Origin of the sequence: Brucella daejeonensis, assembly GCF_014199265.1 — a bacterium.
Lineage (GTDB): Bacteria > Pseudomonadota > Alphaproteobacteria > Rhizobiales > Rhizobiaceae > Brucella > Brucella daejeonensis.
Genome location: NZ_JACIJG010000009.1, coordinates 1 through 26,195, shown reverse-complemented (window position 1 = coordinate 26,195; position 26,195 = coordinate 1). Strand labels below are relative to the sequence as shown.

The window sequence follows — 26,195 nt, the reverse complement described above, 5'->3', positions numbered from 1 at the left end:
ATCACGAGAAAGGGGCAACGGTAAAGTTGGGATAATAAAAAAGCCGGAGCGCAAGACCCCGGCTTTTATTCGCAACGCTGATTTTATTACTCGGCCTGGTCGGCCGGAGCAGCATTAAGCTGGCCGTAACGCTCTTCACCGATCTTGGAGAGGAGGTCGAGCTGGGTTTCGAGGAAGTCGATATGGCCTTCTTCATCGGCCAGAAGTTCGTCGAAAAGCTGCTTGGAAACATAATCGCCAAGATCGTCACAGATTTCGCGGGATTTCTTGTAGGAAGCGCGAGCGTCGTATTCGCCGGCAAGGTCGGCTTCCAGAACTTCCTTGACGTTTTGGCCGATGCGCAATGGAGCAACGGTCTGAAGGTTTGGGTGACCTTCGAGGAAGATGATGCGGTCGATCAGCTTGTCTGCGTGATGCATCTCTTCGACCGATTCTTCACGTTCCTTCTTGGCAAGACGCGTGAATCCCCAATCGTTGAGCAGGCGGTAATGAAGCCAGTACTGGTTTACCGCGCCAAGCTCGAGAAACAGTGCCTCGTTAAGCCGCTCGATGACCTTTGGTTCGCCTTTCATTCCATGAACTCCCGAATTTGTCACGTAGAGAACGTACACGATCCATGAACTGGACCACGTTTTCGTCCATTTGGTTATGACGAAGATGATACTCTTCAGTCACCCTTATGATGGTTTCTATGACGTTTGGGAAGCAGCCACAGCAGCGGCCGCGCTTTGACATGACATTATAAACGGTGCCCGGAACAATAAGTTGCCAGCAATCCTGATCGAGAAGCTCAATCACAACAGCCTCGATATCCTTATCGGTAATAACGTTGCAACTACAGACTAGCATGAGAAGGAAACTCCCATGCGTGCAAGAAAAATATCAGAAGAGACTGCCGTCAGAAGGAAATTTTCAACCGGCGCGCTCTGTGCTTTAGCTGTCGGTTTACTTGCAGACGAGGACGGAACTACTACACTGGTGGCACGAGGCCGAACTGAACCGGTCAAAGGTTCCTCCAATTGCAAGGGTTAAAGGCCCAAACATTAAAGGCGTTACTACGACGGGGTTTTCAAAACCCGTCAAACTAGGTCAGGTTATGGCCGCTGAGGCTCGGATCTGTCAAATTCTATGTTTTTGAAATGTTCTAAGAATCAATAGCTTGGAATTATTCTAAATATGAGTTAACTGCCCATCTTTAAAAGACAATTACTATTCCACATGGCGACAGCGGTCGCCAAAACGACCGCCGTCGCTCTATGCGTTATTTCGCCGCATGATGTGGATAAGCGTTCACTGGATCGATCAGGAACCGAGAACCGCGCTGAAACCTTCGAATTGCGGCGGACCAAGATAAAGAGGTTTGTTATGACCGGCGTTGCGATGGGCGTCGCGGAATTGTTCCGATCTGGTCCAAGCAAGAAAATCGTCGCGGTCGCGCCACACGGTATGAGAAGCGTAGAGCGTATAGCCTTCTTCTTCATTGGTTGCGCCCCGCAGGAGATGAAAGCTTTCGAAGCCGGGGAGCTCCGACAGCTTGGAATCGCGGTTTTTCCAGACGGTTTCGAAATCGGCTTCGCTGCCAACACGAACTTTGAAGCGATTCATGGCTATGAACATTGCTGATCCTTTTTCATCGGGTTCCGACGCCACTATATATAATTTCCGGCGAGTGCGGTGGTAGGGCCGCACTCGCCGCGTCACATCATGGGGTTCGAAGGCCGCTGCGGTCAGGATAGTCGGTCCTCGAAGACGTGACGATAAGACCGGGAGGTTTGTCGCCTCCCGAAGTTTTAGAACTGGAACTGCGTCGATACGAGGAAGGTCCGCCCGCGACCCGAACCGTAGCTGCTCAGAGCAGGTGTATAGGTCTTGTCCGCGATGTTCAGCACCTGAAGCGAAAGGTCGACGGTGTCGGTGAACTTGTACTTCGCGAAGAGATCGACGAGCGTATAGGGATCGGTACTTTCTCCGCCTCCAAGTGCCTTGCCGCTCGAAACGTGTTGAACGCGCAGACCACTTTCGAGTTTACGCTCGAAGAAGCGTCCTCCGGCGGTAATTGTCACCACATCTTCCGGCAGGTACTGGTTTGCGCCGAGACCGGCTGTCTGTTCCGGCAATTCAGAGGTCGAATGCGTGTAGGCGAGGCCACCAAAAGCAAATCCGGCATCATATCTGGCTTCGAGTTCAAAACCCTTGACCGTGGAGGTGCCTTCAATATTCACGAACTGGCTGTAGTCGGATGCGGCGGTGATATAGTCTTCGACGCGCATCGTGTAGTAATTCGCCTTGATGCGCAGGCCGTCTTCCATCGTGAAGATACCGTCGCGAGCGATGTTCACGCCGAACTCCCAGCCGCGTTGTTTTTCGGGTCGAAGATCGGGGTTTCCGTGCATTGGCTGCTGGCCGGAATGGGCGACACCGCCGAGAAAAGTTTCCTGCAAGCTGGGAGAGCGCATGGAATGGGCGTAGGTGACATAGGGCTGCAACCAATCGGTCACATTATAGGCGACGGTGACCTTGGGATTGAATGTGCTGTCGTCATTGGAAACCGTCCCATCTTCATTTTCCAGCTTGAAATAATCATAGCGCAAGCCGGTGACGACCTGTAGTGCCTGATAATTCCAGATCGCTTCCGAGAATACCGCGCCGCGATTTGATTTGGCGTCGGCCGGATTTACGCCGGTATTGTTGCCGCTCGCATTGTCACGATTGATTTCGAAACCGTTTTTCCACGCGACTGCCACATCCCCAAAATTGAAACGTGATGTGTTCGATGCCGTCATGCCGGTGGTTTCGGTTGATATCTGGCGGCCGACAAAGCTGCCATTGCCGTCTTCCCAGTTCTGTAGCGTACTATTGTGGTAGATATTGACGTCGAGCCCGATCAGCTCGTTGTCGGACGGGTTATAATTATACTGTGCGAAGAAGGTGCGGTTCTGCAGGAACATATCGTATGTGGTATAGGTTCCGGGGCGATAGCCGACAGCATACGTTCCGTAGTGGTTGTTGTAGAGCACACCGCCAAGCGTCAGCTTCTGGTCCTCGCCAAGACCGAACTCGGCCTTGAATAGCCCGGAAGTCAGTTCTTCGCCGGACTTTTGAACCGTGACACCATCGCCGTTTTCGTAATTATCGGCATCATGGCGGCTGATGGCTGCAACAATGCCGATGGAATTCACCCGCGTCGCTCCAGCCAGCATTTCAGAGAAGCCGGTTCCATTACTGCCCCAGGAGGCGCGACCGAGGACGCCCTTGTCCTTGCCATCGAGAATAACGTCATCCACACCCAATGTGCGGAAATTGACGCTTCCCGCGAGTCCTGTGCCGCCTTCCGTTGTGACCGCGCCGCGCGCTATGTCAATTTCGGACAGCAGATTCGGGTCGATATAGGCATAGCCCTGCGCGTCATGCGCGGTATTACGATAACTCTGCGGCACACCGTCAATCATCATGTTGATGCGGCCAGAGCCTTCAAAACCGCGAATATTGACGGCGACACCGGGGTTGGACGCACTTTGCAGGGTGAAAACGCCTGCCGTGCCCCGCAGAGCGTCGTCCAGTTTCGCTCCGCCGAAGCGGTCAATCGCGTTGCGATCCACCTTGCCGACCGGAGCCGGGATGGCAGTCGGATCCTGTGCACCTCCGGCCCGGCGAATCGTGATTGTCTTCAGTGCAACTCCGGCATCGTCTTCCGACGCTTTCTGCTCCTGCGCGAATGAATTCGATGTCATGGCCATCAATATCACAGCAAGCCCTGTGCTCGCCTGGAATGACCGCTTACTAACCCCACCAGTCGCCCGCATTTCAGATATTTCCTTCGTGCCAATACGTAACCTGTTGGTTTGAGAACAACGGGAAACCTATATTTTTCAGCTGTTTATGATTTCGGCCTTCACCGAAGGCCGCGTGCTGGCTGGGAAGAAAACATTCTTTCTGGCTGGCGTCGAAAAAACGAGATTTAAACTTGACTCGTTTATTCCAGTAATGCAGTGATTAGTAAACATGACAAATTATGTCAACAAACAAATTGGCAGACGTGGCCATGTGAAACGTCGGCGCTGAGGCGAGGTTATGAACAGGCGGATCCATATCGACATGCAGGTGCGGTTACCCCGACGTGAGGTTTGCGAACGAGCCGAAAATCCCGTTCCCAACAGCAAAACTGACGCGGTCACCGCTGTCCGGCCTCAGCCTCGGCTTGATGCGAATGCGCATGAAGCACTGCTTAAAACCTATGGCAGTCGCGAACTCTTCGACGGTTCGCGCGAGGTCGGTATAGAGCACGGCGGCTCGCTCTATCGTCTCAGAATTACTCGCCAAGGCAAGCTCATCCTAAACAAATAGGCATCTCTCATGACGATCCAGACCAGACCTTCCGCGGAACAGATTCTCAAGGCACGGGCCGATAGTCCGAAAATGCGCGAGCGGGATTTTGCTCAGAGCCTGGGTATATCGGAAGCCGATTTCATTGCGGCGCACTGCGGGCTCGATAATGGGGCGTCGATTTCGGCGCGTCGTATTCGGGCCGACGTCGAAGTACTGCTGAAACGCATCGCTGCGGTCGGCGAGATCATGGCGTTGACACGCAATGAAAGCGTCGTCCACGAAAAGATCGGACCTTTCGAGAAGACTGTCTGGGGGCCACATGCTTCGCTGGCGCTTGGCAAGGAAATCGATCTCCGCATTTTCCCAAAGCATTGGATTCATGGTTTTGCAGTAACCAAACAGGATGGCGAAGCCACGCGACGCAGCCTGCAGTTTTTCGATGCGACCGGCGAGGCGGTCCACAAGATTCACCTGCGCCTTGCGTCGGATGTGGAAGCCTATGAAACGCTTGTCGCGGATTTGCTTCTGGACGATCAGTCCCCCGTCATCGAGACAGAAACTGTAGCATCGAAAGGTCCTAAGGCGGACACATCGCTTCTCGATATCGACGCGTTCCGGGAACGCTGGAGCGCGCTTACGGATGTGCATCAGTTCGTCGGTCTTCTGAAGGATTTCGGCGTGGATCGTCATCAGGCGGTCAGTCTCGCGGGACGTGATTTTGCCTGGCGGGTCGATAGGTCGTCCGTCGAAGCGATGATGAATCATGCCGTGCAGGAACAGCTTCCGATCATGTGTTTTGTTGGAAGCTGCGGCTGCATCCAGATTCACACTGGCCGAATTCGCGAGATCAAGATGATGGGGCCGTGGCTGAATGTGCTTGACCCGACCTTCCACATGCATCTGCGTACCGATCACATTGCCGACGTCTGGGTTGTGCGCAAGCCGACCAGTGACGGGCACGTGACCTCTCTGGAGGCCTATGACGCGCGGGGTGAGCTGATCGTTCAGTTCTTTGGAGAGCGTCACGAAGGAGAGACGGAACTGGCTGACTGGCGCATGATCGTGGAAAATCTTCCACGCCTGCCGCAATCGACTGCTGCGTAAGGATGACCGCAATGTCGTTCCTTTCCATGCGCTGCGGACGTGGCGTTGTTCTGGCGACAGTTGTTCTGTCGCTTGTCGCGGGTGGCCTTGCACGTGCGGAGACCGTAGAAAGGTTCGCCGATACGTCGCGGATTGTATCGGTTGGCGGTTCGCTGACGGAAATAGTCTATGCTCTCGGTGCCGGGAAGATGCTCGCCGCGCGCGATCAGACAAGCACCTATCCGGAAGAAGCAAAGAAGCTTCCCGACATTGGCTATATGCGCCAGCTCGCGCCTGAAGGCGTACTGTCGGTCAATTCAACCGGCATCCTGCTGCTTGACGGCAGCGGCCCGCCAGATGCGCTGGACGTCCTGAAAAAAGCTTCCGTGCCAATGGTCGAGGTTCCTGAAACCTATACCGGTGAGGGCGTGATCCGCAAAATCGAGATTGTTGGCAAGGCGCTTGGTCTCGACGATAAGGCGAAAATACTCGCGGACAACATCGCGCAGGATATCGAGGCGGCGAAAAAAGCCGCTGCCGACAGAAACCCGCGCAAGGGCATCCTCTTCATCCTGTCGGCTCCAGGTGGTCGCCTGATGGCCTCGGGCGCCGGAACAGCGGCTAACGGCATGATCGAACTGGCCGGTGGTGTGAACGTTGTCAGCGAATATCATGGATACAAGCAGTTGACCGATGAAGCTATCGAGAAAACCGCACCCGACATGATCCTGACGATGGATACCGGAGCTGACGGTCTTACACCCGAAGCGCTGTTGAAGAATCCCGTTATCGCTGCAACCCCGGCCGGACGAAGCAAAAATATCGTCTCCATGGATGCGATCTATCTGCTTGGCTTCGGCCCGCGTACCGGATCGGCCATCCGGGAGCTTTCAGCAAAACTCTATGCCGCTCCCGCAGAGCATTAGCATGGGCAGGTTCCCGGGCGGAACAGCCGCGAAGCCTGATCGCAAGGATAGTTGGAAATGACCAGTCAGGGCCGGGCTGCGCGCGAAGAACGTTTAGCAGCGCCTCATTCACCAGACGAAACGAAGATTGCAAAAAGCGAGGCGATGAGCAACAAGGCAGCAGGGGATCGCGCTTCCCGTGCCAGGCTGACAATTGCGTCTCTTGTGGCTGCGCTCTGTGTCGCGGCAATATTCAGCCTCACGGCTGGCGCCTCGGATGCGTCTATGCTTTCCGTATTGCACTCCCTGACCTCCGGGACGGAGGAGGGCGCGGAGGTGTTTCGTCGCGATCATCTGATCATCATGGAAATTCGACTGCCCAGAGTTGTGATGGGCATGTTGATCGGGGCAGGACTTGCCGTGTCGGGTGCTGTTATGCAGGGCCTGTTCCGCAATCCGCTTGCCGATCCGGCCCTCGTCGGGGTTTCAACCGGAGCAGGACTCGGGGCAGTATCCATGATTGTCCTGGGCGGCAGCACCTTACTCGCACCGGTCATTGCGTTTCTTGGCGTCTATGCCTTGCCGCTTGCCGCTTTCTCCGGCGGGCTTGCCACGACTTCACTGCTTTATCGCATCGCAACACGTCGCGGACGAACATCTGTCGCAACCATGCTGCTTGCGGGCATTGCGCTGGCAGCCTTGGCCGGTGCGGCGACGGGCGGACTTATCTATATCGCCGATGACCGGCAGTTACGCGATCTGACCTTTTGGGGGTTGGGGTCGCTTGCGGGGTCTACGTGGACCAAGTTCGCCGCAGCCGGGCCGGTCATCGCCATCGTGCTTGTCGTCTCGCCATTGCTGGCGCGGGGCCTCAATGCTCTGGCGCTCGGCGAGGCGGCTGCCGGACATCTCGGCATTCAGGTACAATACATCAAGAATGTTGCTATCGTGGCTGTTGCGGCGGCAACCGGCGCGACAGTGGCCGTGGCGGGTGGGATAGGCTTCATCGGCATAGTGGTGCCGCATATGTTGCGCCTCAGCATCGGGCCGGATCACCGCTATCTCTTGCCGGCGGCAGCGCTGCTTGGCGGAACCCTCCTGCTTCTGGCCGATGCGGTGAGCCGCACAATTGTGGCTCCGGCGGAATTGCCGATCGGCATCATCACCGCGCTTTTCGGGGCGCCGTTCTTCCTCTGGATATTGCTGCGCCAGCGCGGCCTTCTGGACTTGTGAGACTGCCATGATCGAAACGAAGGCATTGAGCGTCAGTCTTTCCGGGAAAACCATCATTCGTGATATCGCGTTTTCCGCGCGGCGTGGCGAGGTGACGGCAATCGTCGGGCCAAACGGTTCGGGCAAGACCACTTTGCTGCGGGCATTGTCGGGCGATATTCCGTTCACCGGATCGGCTTATCTCGATGGTCGGTCTTTTGCTGCGATCAAACCATGGGAAATGGCGTCGCGTCGGGCGGTTCTTCCGCAGGCAAGCGCTTTGTCCTTCCCCTTTACGGTCCGCGAGATCGTGAAGATCGGGCTTACGGGCGGCTATAGCGGCGTATCCCGCCAGGAAGAGAAAGACCTGCCCGATATGGCCTTGCACAAGGTCGATCTCGACGGTTTCGGTGGGCGGCTCTATCAGGAACTGTCGGGCGGTGAACAGCAACGCGTGCAGCTTGCCCGCGTTCTTTGTCAGGTATGGAAACCCGTCGTGGACGGCGAAGCACGTTATCTCTTCCTCGATGAGCCCATTTCAAGTCTCGATATCCGTCACCAGATTGTCGTGATGGAGATTGCAAGAGATTTCGCCATGGCTGGAGGCGGGGTCGTCGCGGTCCTGCATGATCTCAATCTGACCGCCATGTTTGCCGATCGTATCGCGGTCATGAACAAGGGCCGCCTTGATACGATGGGATCGCCGCAGGATACATTGACCGACGAGCGGCTTGAGCGCATCTATGAATGTTCGCTGCGCGTCGGCGTGTCGCCAGAAAAAGGCGTGCCCTTCATTCTGCCGCAGTCAGTTCGCGCGTCGCAATGATTTAAAAAGGCCGCGCATTTCGCGCGGCCTTTTATCATGTTCAATTTCGATTACTTGCGGATTTCGGCAAGCTGCTTTTGCACCGCATCGACGACGTCCTCGCCGATCTGGGACTTGTACTTCTCGTAGATGGGCTGGGATTTCTCCAGTATGCGAGCATGTTCCTCTGGCGAGAGAGTGTTTACCTCAAGGCCCGCTTCCTTGATTTTTTCCAACGATTTCTGGTTCAGTTCGCGAATGACCTTGCGCTCGACATCACGGCCAACGACTGCGCATTCACGCAGGGCGGTCTGTTCTTCCGGCGAATAGGTGTCGAAGATCGGCTTCGAGAACAGGAACAGAAACGGCGTGTAAGCATGTTTCGTTTCGGTAACGTATTTCTGTACTTCGTAGAATTTGGACGTGTCGATCGTGACGTAAGGGTTTTCCTGAGCGTCGATAGCCTTGGTTTCCAGTGCCGAGAACACTTCGCCAAAAGCCATCGGCGTGGCGTTGGCGCCAAAATTCTGGAACGTATCAAGGAAGATGTTGTTCTGCATCACGCGGACTTTCATGCCGCTGAAGTCTTCCCACTTGTTTACCGGACGCTTCGAGTTGGAGAGATTGCGGAACCCGTTTTCCCAATAGGCGAGATTGACGAGGCCGACAGCGGCGAGCTTTTCGTCCATCATTTTGCCGAATGAGCCGTCGACAACCTTGTCTGCCTCTTCATCGTTTGCAAACAGGAAAGGCAGGTCGAAGACGCCGAGCGCCGGAACAATGCCCACAAGTGGCGACGACGAGGTCACGACACCTTCCTGTACGCCGGAACGCAGAGCCTGCGTTGCTTGTAGATCGCCTCCGAGCGCTCCGCCCCAAAAGGCAGTTATCTTCATTTTCCCGCCGGACTTTTCGGCCAGGCATTCATTCATTGCCTTGATGCCGTTGCCGACGGGGTGGTCTTCGTTGATGCCGTTTGAAACGCGGATGTTGCGTTCCTGAAACTCGGCAAATGCGGGTACGGTCAGCGCTCCCGCCACGAGGGCGGTCGTTGCCAGCATGATCAGTTTTCTCATAGAAATCTCCTCCCAAAGTTAAAATACTTGCCGTCAAACCAGAACATTTGACGTGACAGAATGCGGTTACGTTGAGGATTAACGTTCCGACCGGCTCTCACCGGATCGAAACCCTAATACAGTTCTAATGAAGCCAGTGCATGGGCACCAGAACGAGGTTCGGGAACAGGACTAGCAACAGCAGCACCAGTACCTGTGAAAGCAGGAACGGACTTATGCCTGTGACTACCTTGCCGAGCGGCACTTTGGAAACGCCGCTCACCACATTGAGCACTACGCCGACTGGCGGAGTGATAAGACCGATACAGGTGTTCATGATGAACAGGACGCCGAAATAGGCCGGGTCGATTCCCGCCTGCTTGATGATCGGCATCAGAACCGGTGTCAGGATCAGGATCGTCGGAGTAAGATCCAACGCAGTCCCGACAATCAGCACCAGGATCATGATCGCAAACATCAGCAGTTTTGGATTGTCGATGAGTGGCGTGATGTAACTGCTGACTTCTGCCGGAATGTTTGCAGCCGTTATCAACCACGAAGAAACGAGTGCCGAAGCGACCAGGAACATGATCGCGGACGTTATCTTGGCTGCTTGCAGGAAAACGCCATACAGATCGGCAAATTTCAGTTCGCGATAGATGACCATGCCGACGAACAGGGCATAAGCGGCTGCGACAACCGCCGCCTCGGTCGGGGTCATCACGCCCATTCGAATGCCGCCCAGAATAATGGCCGGCATACCGAGCGCCCAGAGTGCACGCCCCGTTGCGTGGAGGCGTTCTTTCCCCGATCGTTTCGGCAGCACTTTCAGGTTGTCTTTCCTGACGACCATCTGCCAGGTGATGAGAAGGGCTACACCCATCATCAATCCGGGCACGATACCCGCCATGAAAAGCTGTGTAATGGATACATTGGCGGCCACGCCGAACACGATCATTGCCATCGACGGCGGAATGATCGGAGCGATAATACCGCCGGCAGCCATAAGTCCGGCTGAACGCGGAATATTGTATCCTGCCTTGGCCATCATAGGAACGAGGATCGTTGCCAACGCAGCGGTATCGGCGGCTGCAGAACCCGATACACTGGCCATGATGATTGCAGCGAGAATGGCAACGACGCCAAGACCGCCGCGAATATGACCGACGCAGGCTATGGCGAAATCGATGATGCGGCGGGAGAGACCGCCTGAATTCATCAGTTCGCCTGCCAGAACGAAGAAGGGGATCGCCAGAAGTGTGAATGAATCGACTCCCGCGATCATATTTTGAGCAATAATCTGCGTGTTGAATATTCCCATGTACCACATGAGAACCACGCCGCAGAACATAAGCGAGAATGCGATTGGCACTCCAATTGCCATGGCGCTGAGGAGCGATCCGACAAATACGACAAGTGTCATGTCTTCTACTCCATCAGGTGGTCGAGCGAATGTTCGCCCGAAAAAATGGCAATCTCTTCATCGGTCAGGCGACCGGTGACAGCCCGGAGAAAGCGTTCGGCAGCGATGATGAACATTGCCGCGCCGGTAAACAGGCCGATGCCATATACCCAGATCATGGAAATGCCGGTGACGGGCGCCACCATGCTGGCGTTGATATCGAACTGTTTCCAGGTGCCCCAGAAGAAAATTCCGGAACACAACATAATGATCAGATAGCTGGTTGCCATGCAGTTCACGCGCCCTCGCTTTCCGAAGCGAGCGACGAGAGTCTCGATCCCAAGGTGGCTGTTTTCACGGAAAGTGAGGACGGCGCCGAGAAACGTTATCCAGACGAAAAAGTACCGGGCAAGCTCTTCCGATACCGTCAGTCCGGAATTTGCCGCATAACGCAAAACCACATTGACAAATACCATGAGCGCCATACCGGCGAGCAGAAAGACGAGAATTGCACCAAGTATCTTATAGAGGAAATCTATGGCTTTCGTCATACATCTACCTCAAATCTTATGGAGCAGATTGCGGGCTTGCAGGTTCTGAATCAATGCCCTGATGCCGAAGGTCCATTCGGGACAATTATCCGTGCGATCAACCCAGTTTACGAGCTTGCCGAGCTTGGGAGTGGATATTTCCACCCGATCCCCGATCTCATGAGTAAACCCCTGACCGGCACCGCGACGATCCTTGACCGGTGCGAACATCGTGCCAAGGAAAAGCACTGCACCATCGGGATACTGATGATTGCGGTTCATCATCTGCGCCGCGAGGTTCTCGGGATCGCGGCTGATAGCTTCCATCGGGCTTTCGCCGGTCATTTCAAAGCCATCGGCTCCGTGGACGGTCAACGACAGTTTGAGTTTGCGCAACACATCCATAGTGAAGTCGTTGTCGAACAACCGGATGAACGGGCCAATGGCACAGGAGGCGTTGTTATCCTTGGCCTTGCCCAGCAGGAGGGCCGAGCGGCCTTCAACGTCGCGCAGGTTGACGTCATTGCCGAGCGTGGCGCCGACGATGCGACCGTCCGAAGCGACGGCCAACACGACTTCCGGTTCCGGATTGTTCCATTGCGAGATCGGCAAAATGCCAACAGTCGCGCCGCATCCAACGGCGGACATGGGTTGAGATTTGGTGAATATCTCGGCGTCGGGGCCGATGCCCACTTCCAGATACTGGGACCAGAGACCCATCTCCTGAAGAAGCGCCTTGACGTTCGCCGCCTTTTCGGAGCCAGCTGCAACACCACGGAGATTATCGCCGATCACGGGGGCAAGACGCTCACGAATTTCACGAGCGCGCGACGGGTCGCCCTTTGCCTGCTCTTCAATAACGCGCTCGAGCATACTATCGGCAAACGTGACGCCCGCAGCTTTGATCGATTGTAAATCGATGGGAGCCAGCAGTTCGCCAGGCTCACCGGAAAGAAAACTGTCAAGAGAACCCAGATCCGCGAAATCCTGCGTATCCCGTAATTCGTTCACCAACGATTTGCGTTCCAGAAGGCCGGAGACGCTGGCCGACAGGCTGGAAATATCGTGCAAATGGCCGTCTTTAACCAGTACGGGGCAGGGGCCGTTTTCTGCTTTCGACCACACACGGCCGATCAAAACTGCAGATTGGCTGTCTTCGGGCAGAATCGCCGACGCAGTGAGTTCACGCTTACTTTGCACAAATATTCTCCCATTTTATGGCCGTTCCCACGACCAGCATTGTCAGGATGTCTGACAATGCGGCGCTATTGTTATTAGCAGACCGGGGTTGAGTCCAGCCTTCGGAATGCGGCTTTCCTCAAAATTTAGATCGATCTGTTTTTCGACGACTGACCGTATAGGCTCTGTCTATCTCGGGGTTCAGCTCCATGCCAAGACCTGCGCCGGGTGGAACCGTGATCATGCCGTCGGTCACTCTGGGGAGGGCCGTGACGAGATCGCGATACCAGGTCTTGTAGAATGCGCGCACGCTCTCCTGAATCAGGGCGTTCGGCGCATTGAGCGACAAATGCGTCGAAGCGCACAGGACCACGGGGCCGGTACAGTCGTGAGGCGCTACCGGCAGGTGCCATGCTTCAGCCATCGCCGCGATCTTGCGCGCCTCCGACAATCCACCACACCAACTCAAGTCGAGCATGACGACGCCTGCCGCACCAGTCTCAAGCAAATCGCGAAACGCCCAGCGGCTTCCCAGTGTTTCCGATGCACAGATCGGGGCAATGCTTGCTTCCGCGTAGCGTTTCAGACTACCCAGACTGTCCATCCTTATAGGGTCTTCGTGCCAGAATGTCTTGAACGGAGCAAGTTCGCGGGCGATCTGCATGGCTGGCAAAAGCTGCCACATGGAATGGAATTCGACCATGATGTCCATGCGGTCGCCGACCGCGCTGCGAATCTTCTCGAAAGGCCTGAGCGCCGCTTTCAGGTCTGTTTGCGAGATATATTGTCCGCGCGTCTTTTCGGCAGCCATATCGAATGGCCAGATCTTCATCGCGGTAATGCCTTCATCCAACAACGAAAGTGCGAGCTCGTCGGCGCGGTGCAAAAAGCCGTTGAGGTCGTCATAATCAGCGCCGGTATTCACAAGCCCGTAATTGGCCGACCGCTGCCCGGTGGCCTTTTTGATGTATTCCGTTCCGGCGCAGGTATTGTAGGTCCGGATGGACTGGCGGCTGAACCCGCCAAGCAGTTGGGCAATCGGAAGGTTTGCAGCCTTGCCGTAGAGGTCCCAGAGTGCAATGTCGAATGCGGAATTGCCACGCACTTCCGCACCTGTCGAACGGAATCCGAGGTATCCGACAAGATCGGAAGCCAGAAGATCGATCTGCAGCGGATCGCGACCGATAACACGTGGCGCAACATACTCATGCAGATAGGTTTCGACGGTCTCCGACATGAAGAAAGTCTCACCGAGTCCGGTAATACCTTCATCCGAATGGACCTCGACCCACAACAGATTGGGCCGTTCGGCGATCCGGATCGTCTCGATAGCGGTGATCTTCATTGCACCTCCCAATGCAATTCGAATGCAGTAATGGCTAGATTTTTCGACCTTCGTTCAGTTTCTCGATATGAAGAAGCAGGGCGCTGTGATCCGCGTCTCCGCCACCTTCGCCGACGAAAGCGGCAAAGGCTTCCCGCACCGTTTCGGTCAGGGGAAGGTTCAGGGACAAGTCGCCTGCCGCTTTGAGGATGGCGTCGAGATCCTTGAGTTGAATGCGCGACTTGCCGCCCGGCTGGAAATTCCGGTCGATCATACGCTTGCCATGAAGTTCCAGAATGCGGCTTTCACAAAAGCCGCCCCGAATGGCATCGCGGAAAGCGGCGCGTGAGCCGCCGCCTCTTTCAACCAGAACCATCGCTTCGGCTATGGCTCCGATGGTGACGGCGACAATCTGCTGATTGGCGAGCTTTGCCAATTGCCCAGCACCCGAAGGGCCGACACGGGTGAGGCGTCCCATCGGTTTGAACACATCTGCGAGGCGGGCTACAACCTCTTCGTCACCCCCGGCCATGATCGCAAGAGTGCCTTGCTGAGCCCCGACGACACCGCCTGAAACTGGAGCGTCCACGTGACCGACGCCTGCGGCTTTGAGACGCTCGGCATGTTCCCGTGCGAAGTCGGGCGAAATCGAACTCATGTCGATAACCGCGCAGCCCTTGTTCAAAGCCTTTGCTCCCCCTTGCTCAAAAAGAACATCGCGTACTGCGGGACCATCGGTCAGCATGGTAATGACGACATCGGCATTTTCGGCTGCTTCGGCGGCGGTTTTGGCCAGCTTGGCGCCTTTCTCCACGAGCGGAACTGCCTTGGCGCTGTCACGGTTCCAGACTGTGACGTCGAGGCCTGCATCCAGAAGACGGGTAGCCATCGGAGTCCCCATCAGCCCGGTTCCGAGAAAAGCGATCTTGCGTGTCAAAGCTTGCCCCCCATTTCATCCTCGATGTGCACGCGAATGATCTCATCAAAGGATGTTTCTGCAACGAAGCCGAGGGCGCGCGCGCGCTTGGCCTCAAAACCGGGTGCCCAGCCTGCAACCATGCCCATGATCATTTCGTCAGGTTCGTGGCGGATCAGCTTCACGGCCTTTTCGCCGGCCATGCGTCTCAAAGCATCTATCTGCTCTCCCACGGTGGCGCTGAGACCGGGCATGGAAAGATTACGACGTGGTCCGACGGATTCAGTATCGAACGTCGCGGCATGGACGAGAAATCCAACGGCGGATCGTGGGGACGCGTGCCAGTGCCGAACGCTTTCAGGAACTGGTAAGATAGCTTCCTGACCGGATAGTGGTTCACGCAGGATGTTGGAGAAAAAGCCCGATGCCGCTTTATTCGGCTTGCCCGGCCGTATGCAGATCGTTGGCAGACGAATGCCAATCCCGTCGAAGAAACCGCGCCGGGTGTAATCCGACAATAGCAGTTCGCTGATCGCTTTTTGCGTGCCATAGCTTGTCAGTGGCGTCGTGTGAAACTCGTCCGGGATCGGGTAAGGGAGAGGCGCGCCGAAGACTGCGATGGAAGACGTGAAAACCACACGCGGCTTATAACCATCGGTGACGTGCGCGAGCCGGATCGCATCGAAAAGATGCCGCGTTCCATCCAGATTGATTCGGTAGCCCTTGTCGAAATCGAGCTCTGCTTCGCCGGAGACGATTGCGGCGAGATGGAAAATGACATCAGGTCGCCCCGACACGATCTCTTCTGCGGTCTTTGCGGCGGAAATATCTGTCGCAACGATATCGGCGGCCCCTGCAAAATCTGCCGGCGTTTCTGCTGCAACAATGTCGATGAGCGTTAGTTTTTCAACAGGTTTGCCGCCCAACGTTCCTTCTTTTGACAGACGTTGCGTGAGCTTGCGGCCCACCATGCCAGCAGCGCCGATGATCGCGATATGCATTTCAGGTTGATCCTCCCCGTTTCGAAACCGCTCATTTGCGGGCGTTGTCAGTTCCTCTTGCGACGCCGACCCAGCCCGACAACAGATTTTATGTTGTAGGGTTGTCTGATAACCTTATATGTAGGCGTTGAAAACAGTTTTCTCCGGCCAATCACAAGAATGACCGGGTAAGTCTGATTGCAGTCAAAATTTTAGTTGGACAGTTGCGTGATGCACGCAGCAGACGTCCAGAACATGACCGGAGGGCAAGAATGCAGGTTTCGGGGGATTCGGTTGACGCCAGGTTGGCGCAGCTTATCGCAATGTTGGGGAAGAATATGGTGCTGGTCCAGAGGCCCGACATGCTTCGCTATTGTCGCGACTGGCCCGGCGATGTGGAAAATAGTGCGGTTGCTGTTGTTCGCCCACGTTCGACGGAAGAAGTGGCCGCTGCCGTTAAAGCCTGTGGCTCGCTGGGCTTGGCAATTATTCCCCAAGGCGGCAACACCGGTCTCGTTCAAGGCGGCGTTCCGGATGGGCGCGATAATCTCGTCATTTTGAGTCTCGAACGGATGAATCGCATTCGACATATCGATCCAGACGATTTTTCAGCGGTTGTCGAGGCCGGTTGCATTCTGTCGGAACTGAAGGACAAACTTGTGGCCGAAGGCATGTTCTTTCCCTTGGCTCTCGGAGCGCAAGGGAGTTGCCGGATCGGCGGAAATGTCAGCACCAATGCGGGCGGCGTAAATGTGTTGCGTTATGGCATGACCCGCGAACTGGTGCTGGGGCTGGAGGTCGTGCTGCCTGATGGCACCATATTCAATGGCTTGTCCACACTGCGAAAAGACAATCGCGGTATCGACCTGAAGCAGTTGTTCATCGGTGCGGAAGGTATTTTGGGGGTCGTGACTGCCGTTTCGATCAAGCTAATGCCCTTGCCTGACAGGGTGGAGACGGCGCTGCTGGGCCTTGATTCCCTTGAGGACGCCATAGCGCTTTATCGCCGTGCCCGCGTTCAATGTTGCGATCTGATGTCGGCGTTCGAATTCATGCCGCCCATGGCTTTCACGCTGGCACAAGAAGCCATGCCCGACCTCGCTATGCCGCTTGGACAATACCCCGCCTATGTCCTGATGGAGATTTCAGGTTCGGGATTGGTGGATATAGCCTCTTTGATGGAGCGGTTTCTTGGCAGCGCCATGGAAGACGGTCTTGTTCTGGATGGGGCTATAGCGTCGTCGCGGGCTCAGGGACAGAATCTCTGGATGTTCCGGGAGGCAATGAATGAAGGCCAGGCATTGCGCGGCAAACATCTGCGCACGGACATATCCGTTCCGCTCTCGAAGCTGTCGTCCTTTGTTCTGGAGGCGGAAGCCGAACTGACCAGGATACTGCCGGATTGCCTTGCCGTTTCCTACGGTCACGTCGGCGACGGTAATGTGCACCTCAATGTCATTCCGGAAAGCGATATCGATACGGTTGTCAAAGACAAGAAAATCAAGCTCGCCAAGGAAACGATCAATGCCGTGCTGGATCGCTACGCCGGTAGCATCAGCGCTGAACATGGCATCGGCCGGTTGAAGCGGGAGGATTTCGAGAAACGTCTCGATCCTGTGCGCAGGAAGCTCCTTGAAGGCATCAAGCAGGTGATCGATCCTGACAATATCATGAACCCTGGTTGCCAGCTTTTGCTTGACTCTTCAAAAGGCTAACGACACACCTTTCCGCGGAGAAACAGGGAGGCTTCATCATTTTGTTTGGAGAAATCAGGCGCAATGAGCAGCTTCCCGGCCGTATTGCTTCCGAAATCACACGGCAGATCAACGAAGGGAGTCTCCTCCCGGGGCAAAAATTGCCGACCGAACACAATCTCGCGCAGAGCTTCGCGGTAAGTCGTTCCGTCGTGCGTGAAGCGATTGCGCAGTTGCGTAATGAGGGGCTTATCGAAACCCGGCAAGGCGTCGGGGCTTTCGTGACAGAGCCTGACAGGCGTCATGCAATCCGCATAGAGCCTGAGACGCTCGTCAATGTCGATAATTTCAGAAGCCTCTTTCAATTGCGAATGGCGCTTGAGATTGAGGCGGCGGGCCTTGCCGCCGTGCATCACGACGCTGCTGACATGACGCGAATGGACGAAGCGCTCGATGAAATGAGCGGCGCGCGAAAATGGACGGATGCGGGTATTGCCGCCGACCTGGCGTTTCACCGCGCGCTTGCCGCAGCTACGCATAATGAGTATTTCCCCTCCGTTCTCGGCTTTATCGCTGAGCGCATCAATCAGGCCATAAAGGCTGCACGTGCGCGTGCCGTACTGGAGCAGATCGTTGCGGTGACCATTGATGAGCATACCGCGATCAGAGACGCAATTTTTTCCCGTGATCCGCTTCGCGCCCGCGAAGTAATGCGCCACCACATCGTCGAGGCCGCAAGCCGCGTCGGTCTCAAACTGGAAACTTTCTGATGGCTCGCTCTTTCGAACTTTTCAATCTGGAAGGGCGTATCGCCCTGATAACCGGTTCAAGCCAGGGGATTGGCTTCGCTCTTGCCAGAGGGCTTGCCGAACACGGCGCGACGGTCATCATCAACGGGCGTGACCGGAACAAGGTCGATTCTGCGGTAACTGTTCTGGAACAGGATGGTTTTTCAGTCTTCGCGTCGGTGTTTGACGTCACGGATGCTGAAGAAGTCCGCGCGGCTGTCGATGCAATTGAGGAAGAAATCGGTCCACTGGATATTCTGATAAACAATGCGGGTATGCAATATCGCGCGCCGCTTGAGGATTTTCCAATCGAGAAATGGCAGCAGCTTCTGGAAACAAATGTTTCCAGCGCATTCTATGCCGGGCAGGCGGTCGCCCGTCACATGATCCCGCGCGGACGCGGGAAGATCATCAATATTGCTTCGGTTCAAAGCGAACTCGCGCGACCGTCCATCGCACCCTACACTGCGACCAAGGGAGCGATCCGCAACCTGACGCGTGGCATGGCGACCGACTGGGCTGGTCACGGATTACAGATAAACGCGATTGCGCCCGGCTATTTCAAGACGCCGCTGAATCAGGCATTGGTGGAAAGTCCCGAATTTACGGCATGGCTGGAAAAGCGAACTCCGGCAGGTCGCTGGGGCGATGTCGAAGAACTGGTTGGCGCGGCGGTGTTCCTGAGCAGCGATGCCTCTTCTTTCGTCAATGGACAGGTTCTGCACGTCGATGGCGGCATGACCGCGAGTGTATGAGGAATTGATGCTGCGTATTATCGTAATGGGTGTTTCGGGGTCCGGTAAATCAACTGTAGGTGAGAAAATTGCCGAGGCACTGACGCTTCCTTTTCTGGAAGGCGATTCCCTGCATCCCAAAGCCAATGTAGATAAAATGTCGGCGGGTATTCCCTTGCGGGATGACGACCGCTGGCCATGGCTTGACGAGATTGGCGAGCGTCTGGCTGGGACAAGTGATGGTATCATCATTTCCTGTTCGGCACTCAAGAAGAGCTATCGTGACCGTCTGCGCAGTGCTGCAGGAGCGCCGGTGCTTATCGTTTTTCTGGATGGCAGTTTCGATGTGCTGCATGAGCATATGGGACACCGCACCGGTCATTTCATGCCGCTATCGATGCTTGAAAGTCAGATCGCAACCCTCGAAAGCCCGGTCGGCGAACCGCTGGTATTTCGTGCGGATATTGCGGAGCCTGTCGAGAAGATCGTATCGGATAGTCTCGACTGGATTTCTTCGGTTCAGGTCTAGGGTCAGGACCTATTAATTTGATGAAAATGGCACCTGAAATGACAAGAGCTGCAAGGAAAGACGCGAAAAACGGGGTGGTTCCCCCGGTTGAGCGGCTTGACGCCGCAGATCACCAGTCATTTCGGTGTCCGAAGGATGTGGTCCATCCGCTCGGCTACTTTGTCGAAAAGGCTTGAAAATGAACCACATTTCCTTCGCCTTTTCTCCTCGTATCCAGACGGATGGCCTCACACCATTTCCACCAAATTAATAGGTCCTGACCCTAGATCTTGGAGCGCGTTTCGAGCTGATTGAATCAGATCGGCGCTTTATCTCAGCGGCCAGAAGAACATCAGGGTCGGCACCGTTACAATGGCGATAATGATCGAAAGTGGTAGGCCCAGGCGCGGATAGTCGCTGAACTTGTATCCTCCGGGTCCCATGACGAGCGTATTGCATTGATGGCCGATCGGCGTCAGGAAATCGCAGCCTGCGCCAATGGCGACTGCCATCAAAAATGCTTCAGGCTTGAACCCCAGTCCCGACGCAAAGCTGGTTGCAATGGGGGCCATGACAAGAACGGTCGCTGCATTGTTGAGAAACGGTGTGACCATCATGGCTGCGACGAGCATTAGTGCCAGCGCACCCGCTGGTGGCAGTTGGTGACCTATCGAGGCAAGCCCGGTGGCGATGAGTTCCGTACCTCCGGTGGTCCTGAGCGCATCCGATACAGGAATGAGTGCTGCCAGCATGACGAGAATCGGACCGTCAATTTCGTCATAGACCTCGTTGAGGGGTATTACCCTGAACAGAAGCATTGCGACAGCTGCCGCAAAAAATGCCACTGCAACGGGAACCAGACTGAAAGCGGTTGCTCCAATGGCGGCGATCAAAATGGCAAGCGGGATCAAACCGCGCCGGACGCTACCGAGCATCAGTTTGCGGCGGGCGAGCGGCAGCAACTCAAATTCGGGCAGGAAAGTCGAAAGATTTGCCTGCCTGCCTTGCAGGACGATCACATCGCCAAAACGGAGGATAACCTCGCTGAGGCGTTCTGTAATGCGTTCGCCCGGGCGGCTTACTGCCAGCATATTGAGATCGTACCGTGCAAAGAGAGCGAGCCGTTGCGCCGTGAGGCCGATCAGTCTCGAATTCTTGCCGATCACCGCCTCGACCACTTCAATGTCGGTGGAGCCGCTGGTCTCTGAGGGATTGCGATTTTCCGACAGGGTCAGCTTTCCGGTACTGATAACAGTATCGAGGGCCTTGGGATCGCCCTCGAGCAATACAACGTCGCCTTCGTTCAGTACGGTGTCGGGGAGAGGTGTCAGTCTCTGATCATTGCGTACGATGGACGTTACCATCGCTTCGCCCTCAGCTGCCTTGACAAGATCGGTGACACGTTTGCCGATTATGGTGGAGTTTTTCGTTATACGGGCTTCGGATGCGTAGTTCTTGATCTTAATCGCATCATCGAGCGAGATATTTTCGCGGGTGCGTTGCGGCACGAGCCAGTAGAACGATACGAGATAAACGATTCCGACGGCAGACAGCACGGCGCCGACCGGTGTGAAGTCGAACATCGTGAAAGGCTCACCGACCATTTCGCCGCGTATGCGCGAAACCACGATATTGGGCGAGGTGCCCACCTGCGTCATCAATCCGCCGAGCAACGCGCCGAATGCCATCGGCATGAGAAAGGTGGAGGGCGAAACATTCGAGCGGCGCGCGAACTGGAAGGCGACCGGTATCATGATCGCCAGCGCACCGACATTTTTCACGAAGGCTGAAAGAATCGTGACGAGGGCTACCAGTACCGCCAACTGCAAGCGTACACTGTTCAGTTCCGGCAGAAAACGCTGAATCGCCACCTGCATAAGCCCGGAGCGCGCTACCCCCGCGCTGACGACGAGAGCACTGCCCACGATGATGACGATATCGTCGCTGAAGCCGGAAAAGGCTTGATCGAAGGGGACTATTCCGACTGCTATGGCCAGAAGCAGGGCGCAAAGCGCGACCACGTCATAGCGAAACTTCCCCCAGATAAATGCCCCCATCATAAGCGCAATGACAGTGAAGGACAGAATCTGCGGATGAGTCATCTATCGGAAGTTCCTCACGGGCGGAAAAAACAATCCACCTTGTGTATCCGATAAATTCCAAAACAGAAATTGAATATTATAGTGACCGCGCACTTTCGTTGGCGCGCAATCACTTGCAGGTTCAGTCGTTCACGCGTCGTCCATTGGCATTAAAGATGTGCACGTTTTTGGCGCTGGACCCCACTCTGACGGTTTCATCGACATTGTGTGTGGAACGCCCGGCGACGCGGAATATGAGCGGCTTGCCATCTGACAATGCACCGTGAATATAGCTTTCTGCTCCGACAAGTTCGACTGCCTCGATACGCACTTTGGCGTTGAAGCCATCGCTGTCCGGCTCCCGATCTTCGAGGATGCGGATGTCTTCGGGACGCACGCCGATAGTGAAACCTTCAGATGGCAGATTCACTGCGGTGCCCGGTTGCCAGACGGTGTCTTGCGCGCTCTGGAGCAGGTTCATCGAAGGTGAGCCAATGAATGTCGCCACGAAGGTCGATGCCGGCTTTTCATAAAGTTCGATCGGCGTGCCGACCTGTTCGATATGACCTGCGTTCAACACAACGAGACGATCCGCCATGGTCATGGCTTCCATCTGATCGTGAGTCACATAGACGCTTGTGGTGCCAAGTGAACGCTGCAGGCGCTTGATCTCAACGCGCATCTGAACGCGCAGTTTGGCGTCAAGATTGGAAAGCGGCTCGTCGAAAAGAAAGGCGGCCGGTTCGCGCACGATAGCACGCCCCATGGCGACGCGCTGGCGCTGCCCGCCTGAAAGCTGGCGCGGCTTGCGATCCAGAAACTGTTCAATTTCGAGAGCTTTGGCCGCTTTTGCAATGCGGCGTTCTATTTCATCTTTCGGCGTTCTGCGGTTTTTCAGACCATAGGCCAGGTTTTCGCGCACTGTCATATGCGGGTAGAGCGCGTAATTCTGGAACACCATGGCAATGTCGCGCTCGGCAGGCTCGACGTCGTTTACCACACGGTCGCCGATGGCAATGGCGCCGGACGTGATGCTTTCGAGCCCCGCTATCATACGCAGCAAGGTGGACTTGCCACAGCCGGATGGGCCGACCAGAACGACGAATTCACCGTCTTCAATCTCCAGCGAAACGCCTTTGATGACTTCAACATTGCCGCCATAGCTCTTGCGGACGTTATCAAGAACGATTTTGCTCATTACTTTTCCGTTTCAACGAGACCTTTGACGAACCAGCGCTGCATCAGCACGACCACAATGATCGGTGGGATGATGGCGAGGATCGCCGTTACCATGACGTAGTTCCACGGTGTGGATGCATCGGCCCAGTCAACCATGCGGCGTAGACCTATGATGATGGTGTTCATCTTGGCGTCATTGGTAACGAGGAGAGGCCACAGATACTGGGTCCATCCATAAATGAAGAGAATGACGAAGAGTGCCGCGATGTTCGTTTTCGAAAGCGGCAGCAGGATATCGCGCATGAAGCGAAACGGTCCGGCATTGTCGATGCGCGCGGCTTCCACCAATTCTCCGGGAATGGTGAGGAAGAACTGGCGGAACAGGAAGGTTGCCGTTGCAGAGGCCATCAGGGGCAGGGTCAGTCCCGCATAGGTGTCGATAAGGCCGAGATCGACGACCACCTTATAGGTTGGCAGAATGCGCACCTCGACCGGCAGCATCAGCGTCACGAAGATCATCCAGAAGAAAAACATGCGCAACGGAAAGCGGAAGAACACGATCGCGAAGGCGGACATGAACGAGATGATGATTTTGCCGATGGCGATTGCCATGGCAACGACGAAGGAATTCCAGAGCAGTCGCTCGAGGCTGACACCTACCACGCGCTCGACACCGCCGAAAATGGCGTCGTTGTAATTCTCCATCATATGGCCACCGGGCAGAAGCGAGATCGGCGGACGGATGATCTGCGAAGAGGTCATCGTCGAGGCGACAAAGGTGTAATAGATCGGAAAGGCAACGATGACGATCCCGAGGATCAGGATCAGATGGCCGATCAGATTTGAGACTGGGCGTTTTTCGATCATGGTCGCCTCGCTCACGAATAATGCACGCGCTTCTCGACGAAGCGGAACTGGAATGCGGTCAGGGCGATCACAATGGCCATCAAAATGACGGACTGCGCCGAAGACGAGCCGAGATTCAGATTGACGAAGCCGTCATTGTAAACCTTGTAGACCAGCGTCTCCGTCGCCTTGGCCGGGCCGCCGCCGGTAACGGCGTGGATGATGCCGAAAGTGTCAAAGAAGGCGTAGACCGTATTGACCACGAGCAGGAAGAATGACGTCGGAGCCAGAAGCGGGAATACTATGGTCCAGAAACGCCGCGCACCTCGCGCACCGTCAATGGCCGCCGCTTCGATCAATGATTTGGGAATTGCCTGCAAGCCTGCGACAAAAAACAGGAAGTTATAGGAAATCTGCTTCCATGCAGCCGCGACAACGACAAGTCCCATGGCCTGATTGCCGTCGAGCAAAGGATCCCACGCAATGCCGTTACGGCGTAATAGATAGGCGACTGTGCCCATCGCCGGATTGAACATGAAGAGCCAGAGCATACCCGCGACAGCGGGCGCGACAGCATAGGGCCAGATCAGCAATGTCCGGTAGAAGGTCTTGCCGCGGATGACACGGTCGGCCGCGGTTGCAAGCAACAGGGCGACGCCCATGGCGAGCAAGGCCGTCAGGATGTTGAAAACGATCGTGACTTTGAAGGAATGAAGATAATTCGGGTCGGAAAGAACCGCAGTGAAATTCGCAAACCCGACAAAGGTTGACTTGAGCCCGAATGCATCTTCCCGCAGGAAGGATTGATAGATCGCCTGGCTGGCTGGCCAGAAGAAAAACACTACGGTCAGAACGATCTGTGGCGCGAGTAGAAGGTAGGGCAGAATTTTATTCGGAAAGGTGACTTTCTGCACGGGGAGCTTCCTCGTGGGGGCGACGCCGCCCATGAGGACGGGCGGCGTCGCGCTAATGCAATAAATTACTGGGCTGCGGCGATGGCTTCGTTGGCACGTTTTACGGCGTTATCCAGTGCAGTCTTGGCATCCTGCTTGCCGCCGAGCATCGCTTCGAACTCTTCATTGAGGATGTCGCGAACCTGAGGCAGGTTGACGAGACGAACGCCCTTGGAATTTTCGGTAGGCGCTTTGCCCATCATCTGCAGAATCGGCGTTTCGCGGCCGGGGTTCTTTTCATAGAAGCCCGACTTTTTCGTCTCTTCGTAAGCCGCCATGGTTACCGGCAGATAGCCGGATTTTTCGTGCAGCTTCACCTGAATCTTGGTCTGGGAAAGGAAATTGAAAAACTGGGCGACGCCCTTGTATTGCTCGTCGCTAAGTCCGGCGAAAACCCAAAGCGCCGCGCCACCGGGGATGGTATTCTGCGGGCCATGGCCTTCGTAGTAGGGAAGCTGGCCGATACCGTAGTTGAGGCCTGACTTGATGACGTCACCCAGACCGCCGGAGGACTCCGTCAGCATGGCGCACTCGCCGGAGGTGAAGAGCTGCTTGGCTTCCGATGTGCGACCGCCATAACGGAAGGCACCGTCCTTGGCGAGATCGGCAATTGCCTGAAAGTGCTCGATGTAAAGCGGTGAATTGATTTCAAGCTTTACATCAGCGCCGCCCAGGCCGTTCTCGTTCGTACCGTAGGGCACGTTGTTCCATGCGGCGAAGTTTTCAGTCTGAATCCAGGTCAACCAGGTCGAGGTAAAGCCACACGCAGCAGCGTCGCTGGACTTGATCTTCTTGGCGGCTTCGAAAACTTCCGGCCAGGTTTTCGGCGGGTTGTTTTCGTCCAAGCCAGCCTTCTTGAAGGCGTCCTTGTTGTAATACAGGATCGGCGATGAGGAATTGTAGGGGAAAGACAGCATCGTGCCGTCGGGCTTGGAGTAATAGGCCACGATGCCGGGAAGATACTGGGACTTGTCGAACTTGAAACCGCCGTTTTCAAGCACTTCGGCGGCCGGAACTACGGCGCCTTCGGCAGCCATCATCACGCCGCTGCCTGCATCGAAGACCTGAAGGATCGCTGGAGGCTGCTTTGAGCGGAAAGCGGCAATGCCCGCATTCAAAGTTTCAGGGTAGCTGCCCTTATAAACGGGAACCACCTTGTATTCGCTCTGGCTTTCGTTGAATTCCTTCGAGAGTTCATCGACCATTTCATTGTTGGCGCCGGTCATTCCGTGCCACCACGCCAGTTCCGTCTGGGCGAATGCCTGCGAACCGATGGTGAGGGCGAGGGCGCTGGTCAGCGCCGAAGTCGTGATCAGACGGATAAGCATGTTTCCTCCTCAGGTGTAAGATTGCCGGACCATTGGAGCCCATCTTCCGATGGACCGAAAGCCCCGGCATCTGCAGTCTGTTCCTTGCACTTATATGAATGCAATTTTTATCGAAGGATCAACCTTCGAATCCTCCAATGGCAGAATAAATCCGAAAACGATATTACCCAAATCGAAAAAAAACGAAAGGGAGAGCGATTGGTGGGGGAAATATGTGAATAAGAAGATAATTCCGAAGTAGCTGAACATGGCGTTTTCTGCGAAACCATGTTGCTAGTGGTCTGATTCCGACATTTGCATCCCTCTGATACAGGCGCCGAGCAAATGTCGGAATCAGACCACTAGTAAGTTTATGTATCTAGTGGAT

The 26,195-nt window shown here is 55.5% G+C and carries 25 protein-coding genes; 9 read left to right on the top strand and 16 right to left on the bottom strand.

Annotated elements, in window-relative coordinates; translation table 11 throughout:
* Positions 1–86: 86 nt before the first annotated feature.
* From bfr to FHS76_RS12765, 4 genes are all read right to left on the bottom strand, one after another.
* Complete coding sequence (bfr, locus tag FHS76_RS12780; RefSeq protein ID WP_183653065.1) at positions 87–572, bottom strand: bacterioferritin; 486 nt, start codon at positions 570–572, stop codon at positions 87–89.
* Complete coding sequence (locus FHS76_RS12775; protein ID WP_183653063.1) at positions 538–849, bottom strand: (2Fe-2S)-binding protein; 312 nt, start codon at positions 847–849, stop codon at positions 538–540. The genes bfr and FHS76_RS12775 overlap by 35 nt, the downstream gene beginning before the upstream one ends.
* 453 nt (positions 850–1,302) lie before the next feature.
* Complete coding sequence (locus tag FHS76_RS12770; protein WP_183653060.1) at positions 1,303–1,617, bottom strand: antibiotic biosynthesis monooxygenase family protein; 315 nt, start codon at positions 1,615–1,617, stop codon at positions 1,303–1,305.
* Between the two features lie 173 nt (positions 1,618–1,790).
* Positions 1,791–3,731, bottom strand: coding sequence for a TonB-dependent receptor domain-containing protein (locus FHS76_RS12765; protein WP_235992657.1), 1,941 nt, complete (start codon positions 3,729–3,731; stop codon positions 1,791–1,793).
* A 340-nt stretch (positions 3,732–4,071) separates the two neighbouring features.
* Between FHS76_RS12765 and hemP the strand changes: the two genes are divergently transcribed.
* From hemP to FHS76_RS12740, 5 genes are read left to right on the top strand one after another with little or no spacing between them, the layout of a single operon-like run.
* A complete protein-coding gene (gene hemP / locus FHS76_RS12760; RefSeq protein WP_183653054.1) occupies positions 4,072–4,344 on the top strand; it encodes a hemin uptake protein HemP in 273 nt (90 codons plus the stop codon).
* Positions 4,345–4,353: 9 nt separating this feature from the next.
* On the top strand, positions 4,354–5,430 hold the full coding sequence (locus FHS76_RS12755) for a hemin-degrading factor (protein WP_183653051.1): 1,077 nt from the start codon (positions 4,354–4,356) through the stop codon (positions 5,428–5,430).
* A gap of 11 nt (positions 5,431–5,441) precedes the next feature.
* Entirely contained in the window at positions 5,442–6,335 is an 894-nt protein-coding gene (locus FHS76_RS12750) for a heme/hemin ABC transporter substrate-binding protein (protein ID WP_183653048.1), read from the top strand.
* 57 nt (positions 6,336–6,392) lie between these two features.
* Positions 6,393–7,547, top strand: coding sequence for a FecCD family ABC transporter permease (locus FHS76_RS12745; RefSeq protein ID WP_183653045.1), 1,155 nt, complete (start codon positions 6,393–6,395; stop codon positions 7,545–7,547).
* Positions 7,548–7,554: 7 nt separating this feature from the next.
* A complete protein-coding gene (locus tag FHS76_RS12740; protein WP_183653042.1) occupies positions 7,555–8,352 on the top strand; it encodes a heme ABC transporter ATP-binding protein in 798 nt (265 codons plus the stop codon).
* Positions 8,353–8,402: 50 nt separating this feature from the next.
* Here the strand turns inward: FHS76_RS12740 and FHS76_RS12735 are convergent, their stop codons facing one another.
* The 7 genes from FHS76_RS12735 to denD form a co-directional block, all read right to left on the bottom strand.
* Positions 8,403–9,407: a TRAP transporter substrate-binding protein gene (locus tag FHS76_RS12735; protein WP_183653039.1), complete on the bottom strand. Its 1,005-nt coding sequence runs from the start codon at positions 9,405–9,407 to the stop codon at positions 8,403–8,405.
* Positions 9,408–9,531: 124 nt separating this feature from the next.
* On the bottom strand, positions 9,532–10,809 hold the full coding sequence (locus tag FHS76_RS12730; protein ID WP_183653036.1) for a TRAP transporter large permease: 1,278 nt from the start codon (positions 10,807–10,809) through the stop codon (positions 9,532–9,534).
* Positions 10,810–10,814: 5 nt separating this feature from the next.
* Positions 10,815–11,339 (bottom strand): TRAP transporter small permease, encoded by a 525-nt coding sequence (locus FHS76_RS12725; protein WP_183653033.1) that lies wholly within the window; start codon positions 11,337–11,339, stop codon positions 10,815–10,817.
* Between the two features lie 9 nt (positions 11,340–11,348).
* The gene (locus FHS76_RS12720; protein ID WP_183653031.1) at positions 11,349–12,518 is read right to left on the bottom strand and encodes a fumarylacetoacetate hydrolase family protein; all 1,170 of its coding nucleotides are present in this window, start codon (positions 12,516–12,518) and stop codon (positions 11,349–11,351) included.
* A gap of 118 nt (positions 12,519–12,636) precedes the next feature.
* Positions 12,637–13,842, bottom strand: coding sequence for a mandelate racemase/muconate lactonizing enzyme family protein (locus tag FHS76_RS12715; protein WP_183653028.1), 1,206 nt, complete (start codon positions 13,840–13,842; stop codon positions 12,637–12,639).
* Positions 13,843–13,876: 34 nt separating this feature from the next.
* Complete coding sequence (locus FHS76_RS12710) at positions 13,877–14,758, bottom strand: NAD(P)-dependent oxidoreductase (RefSeq protein ID WP_183653025.1); 882 nt, start codon at positions 14,756–14,758, stop codon at positions 13,877–13,879.
* Complete coding sequence (gene denD / locus FHS76_RS12705) at positions 14,755–15,738, bottom strand: D-erythronate dehydrogenase (RefSeq protein WP_183653022.1); 984 nt, start codon at positions 15,736–15,738, stop codon at positions 14,755–14,757. The genes FHS76_RS12710 and denD overlap by 4 nt, the downstream gene beginning before the upstream one ends.
* Before the next feature lie 302 nt (positions 15,739–16,040).
* Here denD and FHS76_RS12700 point away from each other — a divergent pair, with 302 nt between their 5' ends.
* From FHS76_RS12700 to FHS76_RS12685, 4 genes are read left to right on the top strand one after another with little or no spacing between them, the layout of a single operon-like run.
* Positions 16,041–17,432, top strand: a complete 1,392-nt coding sequence (locus FHS76_RS12700) for an FAD-binding oxidoreductase (RefSeq protein WP_374828596.1) — start codon at positions 16,041–16,043, stop codon at positions 17,430–17,432.
* Positions 17,433–17,473: 41 nt separating this feature from the next.
* Positions 17,474–18,181 (top strand): FadR/GntR family transcriptional regulator, encoded by a 708-nt coding sequence (locus FHS76_RS12695; RefSeq protein ID WP_183653016.1) that lies wholly within the window; start codon positions 17,474–17,476, stop codon positions 18,179–18,181.
* Positions 18,181–18,954 carry an SDR family oxidoreductase gene (locus tag FHS76_RS12690; RefSeq protein ID WP_183653013.1) on the top strand — a complete coding sequence of 258 codons (774 nt, stop codon included), beginning with the start codon at positions 18,181–18,183 and terminating at the stop codon, positions 18,952–18,954. Before FHS76_RS12695 ends, FHS76_RS12690 begins: the two co-directional genes overlap by 1 nt.
* Before the next feature lie 7 nt (positions 18,955–18,961).
* Positions 18,962–19,462 (top strand): gluconokinase, encoded by a 501-nt coding sequence (locus FHS76_RS12685; RefSeq protein ID WP_183653011.1) that lies wholly within the window; start codon positions 18,962–18,964, stop codon positions 19,460–19,462.
* 308 nt (positions 19,463–19,770) lie between these two features.
* Here the strand turns inward: FHS76_RS12685 and FHS76_RS12680 are convergent, their stop codons facing one another.
* From FHS76_RS12680 to ugpB, 5 genes are all read right to left on the bottom strand, one after another.
* A complete protein-coding gene (locus tag FHS76_RS12680) occupies positions 19,771–21,543 on the bottom strand; it encodes an SLC13 family permease (RefSeq protein ID WP_183653009.1) in 1,773 nt (590 codons plus the stop codon).
* A gap of 121 nt (positions 21,544–21,664) precedes the next feature.
* Positions 21,665–22,720, bottom strand: a complete 1,056-nt coding sequence (locus tag FHS76_RS12675; protein ID WP_183653007.1) for a sn-glycerol-3-phosphate import ATP-binding protein UgpC — start codon at positions 22,718–22,720, stop codon at positions 21,665–21,667.
* Positions 22,720–23,568, bottom strand: a complete 849-nt coding sequence (gene ugpE / locus FHS76_RS12670) for a sn-glycerol-3-phosphate ABC transporter permease UgpE (RefSeq protein ID WP_183653005.1) — start codon at positions 23,566–23,568, stop codon at positions 22,720–22,722. The genes FHS76_RS12675 and ugpE overlap by 1 nt, the downstream gene beginning before the upstream one ends.
* Positions 23,569–23,579: 11 nt before the next feature.
* Entirely contained in the window at positions 23,580–24,461 is an 882-nt protein-coding gene (gene ugpA / locus FHS76_RS12665; RefSeq protein ID WP_183653003.1) for a sn-glycerol-3-phosphate ABC transporter permease UgpA, read from the bottom strand.
* Positions 24,462–24,526: 65 nt separating this feature from the next.
* The gene (gene ugpB / locus FHS76_RS12660) at positions 24,527–25,828 is read right to left on the bottom strand and encodes a sn-glycerol-3-phosphate ABC transporter substrate-binding protein UgpB (RefSeq protein WP_183653001.1); all 1,302 of its coding nucleotides are present in this window, start codon (positions 25,826–25,828) and stop codon (positions 24,527–24,529) included.
* Positions 25,829–26,195: the final 367 nt, after the last annotated feature.

Excerpts from the sequence above, each read along its gene's own strand:
- FHS76_RS12765 (WP_235992657.1), bottom strand. The coding sequence starts at position 3,731 with ATGACATCGAATTCATTCGCGCAGGAGCAGAAAGCGTCGGAAGACGAT.
- FHS76_RS12685 (WP_183653011.1), top strand. The coding sequence starts at position 18,962 with ATGCTGCGTATTATCGTAATGGGTGTTTCGGGGTCCGGTAAATCAACT.
- bfr (WP_183653065.1), bottom strand. The coding sequence starts at position 572 with ATGAAAGGCGAACCAAAGGTCATCGAGCGGCTTAACGAGGCACTGTTT.
- FHS76_RS12715 (WP_183653028.1), bottom strand. The coding sequence starts at position 13,842 with ATGAAGATCACCGCTATCGAGACGATCCGGATCGCCGAACGGCCCAAT.
- FHS76_RS12725 (WP_183653033.1), bottom strand. The coding sequence starts at position 11,339 with ATGACGAAAGCCATAGATTTCCTCTATAAGATACTTGGTGCAATTCTC.
- ugpB (WP_183653001.1), bottom strand. The coding sequence starts at position 25,828 with ATGCTTATCCGTCTGATCACGACTTCGGCGCTGACCAGCGCCCTCGCC.
- FHS76_RS12675 (WP_183653007.1), bottom strand. The coding sequence starts at position 22,720 with ATGAGCAAAATCGTTCTTGATAACGTCCGCAAGAGCTATGGCGGCAAT.
- FHS76_RS12770 (WP_183653060.1), bottom strand. The coding sequence starts at position 1,617 with ATGTTCATAGCCATGAATCGCTTCAAAGTTCGTGTTGGCAGCGAAGCC.
- FHS76_RS12680 (WP_183653009.1), bottom strand. The coding sequence starts at position 21,543 with ATGACTCATCCGCAGATTCTGTCCTTCACTGTCATTGCGCTTATGATG.
- denD (WP_183653022.1), bottom strand. The coding sequence starts at position 15,738 with ATGCATATCGCGATCATCGGCGCTGCTGGCATGGTGGGCCGCAAGCTC.
- FHS76_RS12735 (WP_183653039.1), bottom strand. The coding sequence starts at position 9,407 with ATGAGAAAACTGATCATGCTGGCAACGACCGCCCTCGTGGCGGGAGCG.
- FHS76_RS12740 (WP_183653042.1), top strand. The coding sequence starts at position 7,555 with ATGATCGAAACGAAGGCATTGAGCGTCAGTCTTTCCGGGAAAACCATC.
- FHS76_RS12690 (WP_183653013.1), top strand. The coding sequence starts at position 18,181 with ATGGCTCGCTCTTTCGAACTTTTCAATCTGGAAGGGCGTATCGCCCTG.
- FHS76_RS12730 (WP_183653036.1), bottom strand. The coding sequence starts at position 10,809 with ATGACACTTGTCGTATTTGTCGGATCGCTCCTCAGCGCCATGGCAATT.
- hemP (WP_183653054.1), top strand. The coding sequence starts at position 4,072 with ATGAACAGGCGGATCCATATCGACATGCAGGTGCGGTTACCCCGACGT.
- ugpE (WP_183653005.1), bottom strand. The coding sequence starts at position 23,568 with ATGATCGAAAAACGCCCAGTCTCAAATCTGATCGGCCATCTGATCCTG.
- FHS76_RS12755 (WP_183653051.1), top strand. The coding sequence starts at position 4,354 with ATGACGATCCAGACCAGACCTTCCGCGGAACAGATTCTCAAGGCACGG.
- FHS76_RS12750 (WP_183653048.1), top strand. The coding sequence starts at position 5,442 with ATGTCGTTCCTTTCCATGCGCTGCGGACGTGGCGTTGTTCTGGCGACA.
- FHS76_RS12700 (WP_374828596.1), top strand. The coding sequence starts at position 16,041 with ATGTTGGGGAAGAATATGGTGCTGGTCCAGAGGCCCGACATGCTTCGC.
- FHS76_RS12745 (WP_183653045.1), top strand. The coding sequence starts at position 6,393 with ATGACCAGTCAGGGCCGGGCTGCGCGCGAAGAACGTTTAGCAGCGCCT.
- FHS76_RS12775 (WP_183653063.1), bottom strand. The coding sequence starts at position 849 with ATGCTAGTCTGTAGTTGCAACGTTATTACCGATAAGGATATCGAGGCT.